Below are 10,429 nucleotides of genomic sequence, written 5' to 3'. Positions count from 1 at the left end.
GATGCGAACACGTTTAGTAGTGGAGATACTCTAAAAATCGCACTATCGTTCTTTTTTATGCGATCTAAGATCAGCCCGCGTGCTCGAAAGAGGGGGATTGGGCAGCAGCGTGCCCAGGGCGTATGCAATGGCTCTGCAGTTACGGCAGCATCACTGATGCTCTTGCGAGATGAACATATGGGCGATATAGGATAAATGCTGAAAGTCGCCAGTCTGGTAATTCACAGTACTGCATCGACCAAAATTGGTAATGTTACCGTCGGTTCCATCATACGATTTGCAGTACAACGCCGGTCATTCCTCTTTGCTGAGCAGGCCGCGGCAGGTCCGGGCTGCGCCAGGCAAGGATGGAATGGAGCGTCGTCAGCGCGACTGCCAAGCGCTCTATCGTTTCCAACTGGTGTGGTTCAATCCGGCATTTGGTCTTGAGCACGCGGTACCGGACTTCAATCGGGCCTTTGCAACTACCAGTGCCCCGCGCTTGGCACAGGGACACTCGCTTACTTGATCTGTCTCCAGCGCGGGAGCCGCCTGCAATATTTCGCAGATGCCTTATAAATTACCCCACCCACTTGCGCGCATTACGGAACATGCGCATCCACGGCGAATCCGGGCCCCAGGATTCCGGGTGCCAGGATTGCTGCACCGAGCGGAATACCCGTTCCGCATGCGGCATCAGCACGGTAAACCGCCCGTCCGGCGTGGTCACCGAGGTGATTCCCTGCTTTGATCCGTTCGGATTGTACGGATAAGCTTCAGTCACCTGCCCCTGGTTATCGACGAAACGCATCGCTACCAGCGCCTGACTGATGTCGCCGGTCAGGCTGAAATCTGCATAGCCTTCGCCGTGTGCGATCGCAATTGGCGTTTGCGTGCCAGCCATGCCATCGAAGAAAATCGACGGCGATTCCGCCACTTCGACCATCGTAAAGCGCGCCTCGAATTGCTCCGATTTATTGCGGGTGAATTTCGGCCATGCGTGTGCACCCGGAATGATCGATTTCAGATTGCTCATCATCTGGCAGCCATTGCAAATACCGAGGCCGAAAGTGTCGCTGCGCTGGAAGAAGCGCGAGAATTGCTCGGCCAATTGGGCATTGAATAAAATGGTCTTGGCCCAGCCTTCGCCGGCACCCAGCACGTCGCCGTAGGAAAAGCCGCCGACCGCAATCAGGCCGCTGAAGTCGTCCAACCGGGCGCGACCGGCAATCAGGTCGCTCATGTGCACATCGACTGCGGCAAAGCCGGATTTATGCATCACATAGGCGGTTTCTACATGCGAATTGACGCCTTGCTCGCGCAGGATGGCAATCTTCGGTCGCACGCCGGTGGCGATGAACGGTGCGGCGATGTCCTGCTGCGGGTCGAACGTCAGTTTCGGGCTGATGCCGGGGTCGTTGAGATCCAGAATGCGGTCGTATTCCGCATCGGCGCAGGCTGTATTGTCACGCAAGCGCGCAATGCGCCAGCTGGTTTCGCTCCACAAGCGCTGCAAGTCGATGCGCGGCTGCTTGTAAACCGATTTGGCGTCGCGCGTGAACTCGATCACATCCTGCCCATGCGGTTTGCCGATGATGTGGCTGCAGGAACCCAGATTGTGGGCGCGCAGTACGTTCATCACCGCCGATTTTTCTTCCGCACGGACCTGGATCACTGCCCCCAGTTCTTCGCTGAACAAGGCACGCAAGGTCAGATCGTTGCGGCGCTCGGCAACCTGGCTGGTCCAGTTCTTGACTTCGCCGCTGTCGGTCGCATGCTCGCCTTCCAGCGTTAGCATGTCCAGATTGATCGAGAGACCGCTGCGGCCGGCAAACGCCATTTCGGCCAGAGTGGCAAACAGGCCGCCGTCGGAGCGGTCATGATAGGCCAGCAGCTTGCTCTCGGCGGTCAATTGCTGGATCGCCGAGAAGAAGCCCTTCAGGTCGTCGGCGCTGTCGACATCCGGCGTTTCGTTGCCGATCTGCTGCATCACCTGCGCCAGCGCGGAAGCGCCCATGCGGTTCTTGCCGCGGCCGAGGTCGATCAGGATCAGCACGCTTTCGCCGGCATCGGTGCGGATTTGCGGCGTCAGCGCCAAGCGCACGTCGTGCACCGGCGCAAAGGCCGAGACGATCAGCGATACCGGCGAGGTGACCGCCTTGGCAGCGCCTTCCTCTTTCCAGGTGGTGCGCATCGACAGCGAATCCTTGCCCACAGGAATGCTGATGCCGAGTGCCGGGCACAGCTCCATGCCGACTGCCTTGACGGTATCGAACAAGGCGGCGTCCTGCCCCGGCTGGCCGCAGGCCGCCATCCAGTTGGCGGACAGTTTGATGTCGGAAATATCCCTGATCGGTGCCGCGGCGATGTTGGTGATCGCCTCACCCACCGCCATGCGGCCGGAAGCGGCAGCATTGATCGCGGCAAGTGGGGTGCGCTCGCCCATCGCCATCGCCTCGCCTAGGTAGCCTTCGAAACTCATCGCGGTGACCGCGCAATCAGCCACCGGCACTTGCCACGGGCCGACCATCTGGTCGCGCACCGTGGTCGCACCAACGCTGCGGTCACCGATGGTGATCAGGAACGATTTGTCGGCTACCGTCGGCAGGCGCAACACGCGCTGCGACACTTCCAGTAAATCCATGCCGGTCAGGTCGAGCGCAGGCAAATCAAGTGCGACATGCGTGACGTCGCGGTGCATTTTCGGCGGCTTGCCGAGCAAGACATCCATCGGCATGTCGACCGGGTTGTTGCCGTGCTCGGGGTCGATCACTTTCAACTGGCGCTCTTCAGTCGCGGTACCGACCACCGCGAACGGACTGCGCTCGCGCTGGCACAGATATTCGAACAAGGGCAGGCTGTCGGGTGCGATGGCCAGCACGTAACGTTCCTGCGATTCGTTGCTCCAGATTTCCTTCGGTGCCATGCCACTCTCCTCCAGCGGCACCTTGCGCAAATCGAAAATCGCGCCGCGCCTGGCGTCGTTGGTGATTTCCGGAAAGGCATTCGATAAGCCGCCGGCGCCGACGTCGTGAATCGAAATGATCGGATTTTCGTCGCCCATTGCCCAGCAGGCATTGATGACTTCCTGCGCGCGCCGTTCCATCTCCGGATTACCGCGCTGCACCGAGTCGAAATCGAGATCGGCGGTGTTGCTGCCGGTCGCCATTGACGAGGCGGCGCTGCCGCCCATGCCGATGCGCATGCCGGGGCCGCCCAGCTGGATCAGCAGGCTGCCGACCGGAATATCGTTCTTGTGCGTGTGAATATCGGCAATGCTGCCGATGCCGCCTGCGATCATGATCGGCTTGTGGTAGCCGAGCACATTGCCGCCGACGTTCTGCTCGTAGGTGCGGAAATAGCCGCCCAGCGTCGGACGGCCGAATTCGTTGCTGAACGCAGCGCCGCCGAGCGGGCCTTCGATCATGATCTGCAGCGGCGACGCGATGCGGTCCGGTTTGCCGTATGCGCCGGCGCTGGCGTTCACGACGGTCTGTGCGACATCGCGGTCGTTTTCCCACGGCTGAACGGCATCCGGCAGATTCAGGTTGGAGACGGTGAAGCCGCACAAACCGGCTTTCGGCTTGGCGCCGCGGCCGGTTGCGCCTTCGTCGCGGATCTCGCCGCCGGCGCCGGTAGAGGCGCCGGGAAACGGCGAAATCGCGGTCGGATGGTTATGCGTTTCGACCTTCATCAAAGTATGCGTCAATTCCACCGTACTGTCGTACACATTGCCCTGGGCCGCGCCGCGCGGATAAAAGCGCGTGACCGTCGCCCCTTCCATGATCGAGGAGTTGTCGCTGTAGGCGACGATGGTGCCTTTCGGCTGCAGCAGATGGGTGTTCTTGATCATCGCAAACAGCGATTTGCCCTGCTGTTCGCCGTCGATGGTCCAGTCGGCGTTGAAGATCTTGTGGCGGCAGTGTTCGCTATTGGCTTGCGCGAACATCATCAGCTCGACATCGGTCGGGTTGCGCCTGGCTTGCGTGAAGGCGGCCAGCAGGTAATCGATTTCGTCGTCCGACAGGGCCAGGCCGAGATCGGTATTCGCTTTCATCAGCGCAGCCTTGCCGCCGGCCACCAGATCGACAGATTCCAGCGGTTTGGCCGCCAGTTCGGTGAACAAGCCGGCTGCATCGCTGGCCGATCGCAAGACCATTTCGGTCATGCGGTCGTGCAGCAAGGCGGCGACCGCTTGTGCTGCGGCATCGGACAATTTCTTGACGCCGCCCAGCAGGCCGGATTTCAGCTGCACCCGGTACGACACGCCGCGCTCGATGCGCTTGATGTGCGCCATGCCGCAGTTGTGCGCGATGTCGGTCGCCTTGCTGGCCCACGGGGAAATGGTGCCGAAGCGCGGAATGACGATGAACTCTTCGCCGTCCTTGTCGGCCGCATGCGCGCCTGAAAAAGGTTCGCCGTAAGTCAGCAACGCATGCAGACGGCTGCTATCGTCCTCGGATACCGCTCCGCCGGCATCGACAAAATGGATAAAGCGTCCGGCGATGGCGACAATATTGAGATCGACAGCTTGCAATTGCGACAAAAGACCTTGCGAGCGGAAGGCGGACAGTGCATTGGAACCCGGAAGAATCAGCATAGGAAAAGAAAAAGCCAGAGGAAGATTTGATGCAGCGAAACTGCATAATTAAGGGATGCAGCATTATACCGTGACGCACCATGCTCGGCAGCCGGACAAAAGGCAGTAGCACAAGACTGGTTTGGTCGAAGCATCAATCCGGTTCCAGCCTGCCCGCAGAAGCCCTTGGAATAAATTCTGGAAGTTTGCGGCAAGGCAATGCTTAAGTGGCTCACAAATGTTACATTCACGCCCGGTATAGTAATGCGCGGCAGCGAGTATGACAAAATATGTGGGACTCGCTGACACAGAGGATCAGGTTAAAAATTGGCACAAAAGCAAGTAGCAGTTATCGGCGGTGGCATCATCGGCGTTTGCACAGCCTATTTCCTTGCTGCGGCAGGGCATCAGGTAGTCGTAATTGAACGTCGCGGCAATGTCGCTGCAGAAACCAGTTTTGGCAACGCCGGCGTGATGGCAGCTGGGTACGTAACGCCTTGGGCCAAGCCCGGCATGCCCAGGCATTTGCTGGCGCATCTGTTCAGACAGGAAGCGCCGCTCATGTTGCCGCGCAAACTGGACCCGGCCTTGTGGCGCTGGGTCCGCCTCTGGCTTTCCGAATGCGAACTGGAAAAATTTCGCACGAATATGCAGCGCATGCAGCGCCTGTACGACTACAGCCGCAGCATCTTGCGGCAACTGGAGCCGCAGGTCTTGCAAATCGATGAAAAAACCCAGGGCTACCTGCAGTTGTTTCGCACCGCGCAAGATCTGGCGCTAGCCGGGCCGGCGCTGTCCATGCTGGCCGAACTGGATGGCGCGCACCGCTTGCTTGATGCCGATGCCGCACGCTTGCTGGAGCCGGCGCTGGCGCCGCAAACCGCACTGGCCGGTGCGTTGTATCTGCCGCACGCAGAAACCGCCAACTGTCCGTTGTTTACCAAGCAACTCAAGCACATCGCCATGTCGATGGGAGTAGAGTTCATTTTCGGTAACAGCGTTAGCGCAATCACACAAAATGGCAGCAAGCTGGCGCTGCACATCGGCGAAACTTCGTTCGCGACGGACGCCATCGTGCTGGCAGCAGGTGCAGAAAGTGCCCGAATGCTTAAGGAACTCGGCATCAATACTCCGCTGTTTCCAGTCAAAAGCTATGCTGCAACTGCAATCGTGAAAGACATGGAGGCGGTGCCGCTGGCTGCACTGACGGATGAAACCTATCGTGTCAGCATCACCCGCATGGGCAACCGAATCCGCCTGGCCGGAACCGCAGAACTGGCTTCGCGCTCGGCAACGATGCCGGACATCGCGCAACGAACCTTGCGTAAAGTCGGCAATGACTGGTTTCCGCATGCCGCCAACTATAATCATGCGCATTTCTGGTGCGGCCTGCAGGCGACCTTGCCGGACGGTCCGCCGCTCATTGGCGCCACCCCGATCAAAAACCTGTTCGTCAATATCGGCCACGGCGCGAACGGCTGGGCCATGGCCGCAGGGGCCGGCAAGCTGGTGGCCGACATCATTTCCGAACGCACGCCGGAAATCGGCCTGGATGGCCTGACCCTGGCGCGCTACGGAATGCACACGGGCTGACAAGGCCGATTCCATAAAACAGTAAAATACATGGAGTATGTTGATTTTTAATATAGTTATCGCAATAATTTATTGCGGTAACCAAACATACAGGGATGCAGTATTAATTCATTGAAAATTACAACGCAGCGACAGCGGATGTGCCGCGCAGAACGGAAAACGCCGCAATCCCTGATCAAAATATAGCGAAAGCCCCGATGCCAACCCGACACGCACTGCATTCGATTGCCGAAATCCGCCGGATTGAACAGGCCGCCTTGGCCGGGCTGCCCAGCGGCACGCTGATGCGCCGTGCCGGGCAAGCTGCTGCCGCTGCCGCCATCGCCCTGCTGCAGCCAGCAACGCCCGATGCGCAAGTGCTGGTCCTGGTCGGCCCCGGCGACAATGGCGGCGATGCACTCGAAGTCGCCGCCGCATTGGCGCAAGCCGGGATTGCGGTCACAGCCCTGATCGCCGGTTCGGCGCCGTCGTCAACGGATGCGCAGCAAGCCCTGCAGCGCGCCCGAAGCAGCGCGGCAGTGTTTAAGGATGGCGCATTTTTGCCGGAAATCCCTGCCACCCGATGGGCACTGATTGTCGACGGCCTGTTCGGCATCGGCCTGGCGCGCCCGATCGCCGGCGTCTACCGCCGCCTGATCGACAGCATCAACCAGCTTGCCTGCCCGGTGCTGGCACTCGACATCCCAAGCGGACTGGATGCCGATACCGGCACTATCGTTGGCAGCGGCAATTCAGGCGTTGCCGCCAGGGCGCAGCAGACCATCACCTTCATCGCCGACAAGCCCGGCTTGCACACCTGCGACGGCCGTGATTGCGCAGGCGCCGTTACTGTTGCCGCGCTGGCGCTCGACGCCCGGCATTTCGATTGCGCTCCGCCCAGCATGCATCTGGCTACGCTGGCCGAATTTAGCCGTGCGTTGCAGGTCCGCCGGCACAACTCGCATAAAGGCAGCAATGGCGATGTCGTCATCGTCGGCGGTGCGGCAGGGATGCATGGCGCACCGGTGCTGGCCGGGCGCGCCGCCATCCAGAGCGGCGCGGGCCGGGTTATCGCCGGATTCATCGGTGCTGCGCCGGCCTTCGACAGCGCGCAACCGGAACTGATGTGCCGGCCCGTGGCGCAATGCGCTTTCGCCGCCACCGTGGTGATCGGGCCGGGCCTGGGAAACTCCGATGCCGCGCTTGCCGCACTGCGCCAGACGCTGCAATCCGATGCCCGGCTGGTGCTGGATGCGGATGCGCTGAACCTGATCGCGGCCGACCCTGCGCTACAGCAAACACTGGCGCAACGCGCTGCAGCTGCGATCATGACCCCGCATCCGCTGGAAGCCGCGCGCTTGCTCGGCACGCCCAGCGCCGCAATCCAGGCGGATCGGATTGCCGCCGCCCGCCGCCTGGCACGCAGTTACCATGCCATCATCGTGCTGAAGGGATCGGGATCGATCATCGCCGACCCGCAGGGCAAGATCGTGATCAATCCGACCGGCAATCCGGGATTGGCCACTGCCGGCACCGGCGACGTTCTGGCAGGCATCATCGGGGCGCTGCTGTCGCAGGGATGGCCGGCGTGGGAGGCCGCAATCGCAGCAGTCTGGCTGCATGGCAATGCCGCCGATGAGCTGGTCGCCGCCGGCCAGGGGCCGATCGGGTTGACCGCCAGCGAACTGGTTCCGCTGGTGCGCCGCAGCCTGAATCGCCTGAGCAATCAATACGGAACCGTACGCTGACGGCTGGCTTGTCTACGATGGCAGCAGCCTGCCGGCCGCAATGGTAATCGTGCGCTCGCATTGGGCGGCAATCAGACTGTCGTGCGTGACCAGCACCAGGGTCGAATGGCGCTCCCGATTCAAGTCGAACATCAACTGGATCACGGCCTCCCCTGTCACTGCATCCAGGCTGCCGGTCGGCTCATCGGCAAACAGCAGCGGCGGTTCGGTCACGAAAGCGCGCGCCAGGGCAACCCGCTGCTGCTCGCCGCCGGACAGGTATTTCGGGAAGTGTTTCAAGCGGCCGGACAAGCCGACCCGGCCCAGCATCGCTTCCGCCTTGCCTCTGGCGCCGGAATCGCCGCGCAACTCCAGCGGCAGCATGACGTTTTCCAGCGCATTCAGATGCGACAGCAACTGGAACGACTGGAACACAAAGCCGATCTTTTCCTTGCGCAGAAGCGCCCGGCCATCCTCATCCAGCGCAAAAATATCGATCCCGTCAAGCCGGACCGTTCCGCTTGACGGCGTATCCAGCCCGGCCAGCAAGCCCAGCAAGGTGGACTTGCCAGAGCCGGACGCACCTACAATGGCAAGCGTCTGCCCGGTCGGCACGGTAAAATTGATATCGTGCAAAATAGTCAGCTCACCCGTTGCATCCGCGACGCGTTTGGAAAGTTTGTCAGCCGCAATGGCTGGCGCAAGCAGGGAAAGATCGGTCATGCAAAGGAATACCGGATGGTTGGAAGGGTTGATGCGAGTCTTCAGAGTCACAATACTGGTTTTATTGACCCTGTTCGCATCAGGCGCCCATTCTGCATCAAAAACGATACTGGTGCTAGGCGATAGCCTGTCCGCAGAATATGGCCTGGCACGCGGAACCGGTTGGGTGTCGCTGCTCGAAAAACGCCTGAAAACCGAAAAGATCGATGCCGCCGTCATCAATGCCAGCATGAGCGGCGACACCAGCAGCGGCGGCAAAAGCCGTCTTGACGCCTTGCTGAAAAAATACCATCCAACGGTGCTGGTGATTGAACTGGGTGGCAACGATGGCTTGCGCGGCTTGTCAATTCGGGCATCGGAAGATAATTTCCGCGCCATGATCAATGCGGCCCAAAAAGCCCGGGTCAAAGTGCTGCTGGTTGGCATGCAGATACCGCCTAACTACGGCCGAGACTATACGGACCGGTTCTCGGCCCTGTATCCCAGTCTGGCCAAGGAAACCAGGTCGACTCTGGTGCCATTTTTGCTCGCCGGGGTCGCCGACCGGCCGGAACTGTTTCAGCCCGACCGCATACATCCGAATGCCCAGGCCCATCCGATCATGCTTGATAATGTCTGGGCGTACCTTAAACCTCTTTTGATCAAGTGAGTATATGAAGTACCCTGCCCTGCTCCCTTTTGCCGAAGTATTGCCGGTGCTGGATAAATTCGATGCCATCATTGACGTTCGAAGCCCGGCCGAATTCGCGGAAGACCATATCCCCGGCGCCATCAATTGCCCGGTTCTGAACAATGAAGAACGTCAACGCATTGGCACTCTCTACAAGCAGGTCAACGCATTCGAAGCCAAGAAAGCCGGCGCGCTATTGGTGGCCAAGAATATTGCACACCACATTGAAACCCTGTTCCTGGACAAGCCGCGTGAATGGGCACCCCTGATTTATTGCTGGCGCGGCGGCAACCGCAGCGCAGCGCTGGCCCACATCATGGCCAAGATAGGCTGGCCGGCAGTGCAGCTGGATGGCGGTTACAAGGAGTATCGTCGGTACGTGAATGCCGCACTGGGGGGCAATATCGCATCGCAATTTTCTTTTCAGGTTTTGTGCGGCACCACCGGCAGCGCCAAAAGCCGCTTGCTGCAGGTGCTGGCACAGCAAGGTACGCAAGTGCTCGATCTGGAGCAGTTGGCGGCACACCGCGGTTCCGTGCTGGGCAACCTGCCGCTACAGCCGCAGCCCTCGCAAAAAATGTTCGAGAGCCGCCTATGGCAAGCGCTACGCCAGTTCGACCCGGCACAAGTCGTATTTGTCGAATCCGAAAGCAAGAAAGTAGGGAACTTACGGATACCGGAACTATTGATGGAGAAAATACGCTGCTCGCCTTGTATTGCGCTATGGCTGTCACAAGAAAATCGCATCAAATTGCTGATTGAGGATTATGCGCATTTCATCGCCGATCCCGATAAATTGAATGCGCAACTGGATTGTTTGGTCAGTTTGCACGGCAAGGAAAAAATTGCGCAATGGCATCGGTATGCGCTGTCGGGCGACATCGAACCTTTGGTCGCGGAACTGCTGTCAGAACATTATGATCCGGCCTATAAACGTTCGATCCAACGCAACTTCAATCAATACAACCAGGCACGCTTGCTGGAAGTGACTGGCATCGATCTGAATTCCTTGCATAGCGCGGCACGGCAATTGACTGGCTCGCCTCAGTAAGTGCGTTTTCGGGATCTCCATCGGCGCGGAGAAGGACCCGACAACTGCACAACTGCATTACCGTTACCCCGAGCTTCAGCCAGGAAATTGGGCAAGCGGTTCATAACCAATTGCAAAATAAAAACAAC

Annotated in this window: 7 protein-coding genes; 5 read left to right on the top strand and 2 right to left on the bottom strand. The window is 59.7% G+C overall.

From position 1 onward, the window contains the following. On the top strand, positions 1 to 195 hold a 195-nt coding region (locus HMCN_RS19925), incomplete at its 5' end, for a hypothetical protein (protein WP_238552204.1). Positions 196 to 559: 364 nt separating this feature from the next. Here HMCN_RS19925 and purL read toward each other — a convergent pair. Further along, entirely contained in the window at positions 560 to 4,579 is a 4,020-nt protein-coding gene (purL, locus tag HMCN_RS0115615; RefSeq protein ID WP_025918257.1) for a phosphoribosylformylglycinamidine synthase, read from the bottom strand. A gap of 306 nt (positions 4,580 to 4,885) precedes the next feature. Here purL and HMCN_RS0115610 point away from each other — a divergent pair, with 306 nt between their 5' ends. Then, a complete protein-coding gene (locus tag HMCN_RS0115610) occupies positions 4,886 to 6,151 on the top strand; it encodes a D-amino acid dehydrogenase (protein ID WP_025918256.1) in 1,266 nt (421 codons plus the stop codon). Positions 6,152 to 6,348: 197 nt separating this feature from the next. Further along, the gene (locus tag HMCN_RS0115605; RefSeq protein ID WP_025918255.1) at positions 6,349 to 7,878 is read left to right on the top strand and encodes an NAD(P)H-hydrate dehydratase; all 1,530 of its coding nucleotides are present in this window, start codon (positions 6,349 to 6,351) and stop codon (positions 7,876 to 7,878) included. Positions 7,879 to 7,890: 12 nt separating this feature from the next. Here the strand turns inward: HMCN_RS0115605 and HMCN_RS0115600 are convergent, their stop codons facing one another. Next, the gene (locus HMCN_RS0115600) at positions 7,891 to 8,580 is read right to left on the bottom strand and encodes an ABC transporter ATP-binding protein (RefSeq protein ID WP_025918254.1); all 690 of its coding nucleotides are present in this window, start codon (positions 8,578 to 8,580) and stop codon (positions 7,891 to 7,893) included. Positions 8,581 to 8,611: 31 nt separating this feature from the next. Here HMCN_RS0115600 and HMCN_RS0115595 point away from each other — a divergent pair, with 31 nt between their 5' ends. Next, positions 8,612 to 9,229, top strand: coding sequence for an arylesterase (locus tag HMCN_RS0115595; protein WP_025918253.1), 618 nt, complete (start codon positions 8,612 to 8,614; stop codon positions 9,227 to 9,229). A gap of 4 nt (positions 9,230 to 9,233) precedes the next feature. Next, a complete protein-coding gene (gene mnmH, locus HMCN_RS0115590) occupies positions 9,234 to 10,301 on the top strand; it encodes a tRNA 2-selenouridine(34) synthase MnmH (RefSeq protein WP_025918252.1) in 1,068 nt (355 codons plus the stop codon). Positions 10,302 to 10,429: the final 128 nt, after the last annotated feature.

Origin of the sequence: Herminiimonas sp. CN, from assembly GCF_000622895.1 — a bacterium.
Taxonomy (GTDB): domain Bacteria; phylum Pseudomonadota; class Gammaproteobacteria; order Burkholderiales; family Burkholderiaceae_D; genus AVCC01.
This window is presented reverse-complemented; position numbering and strand designations above follow the sequence as displayed.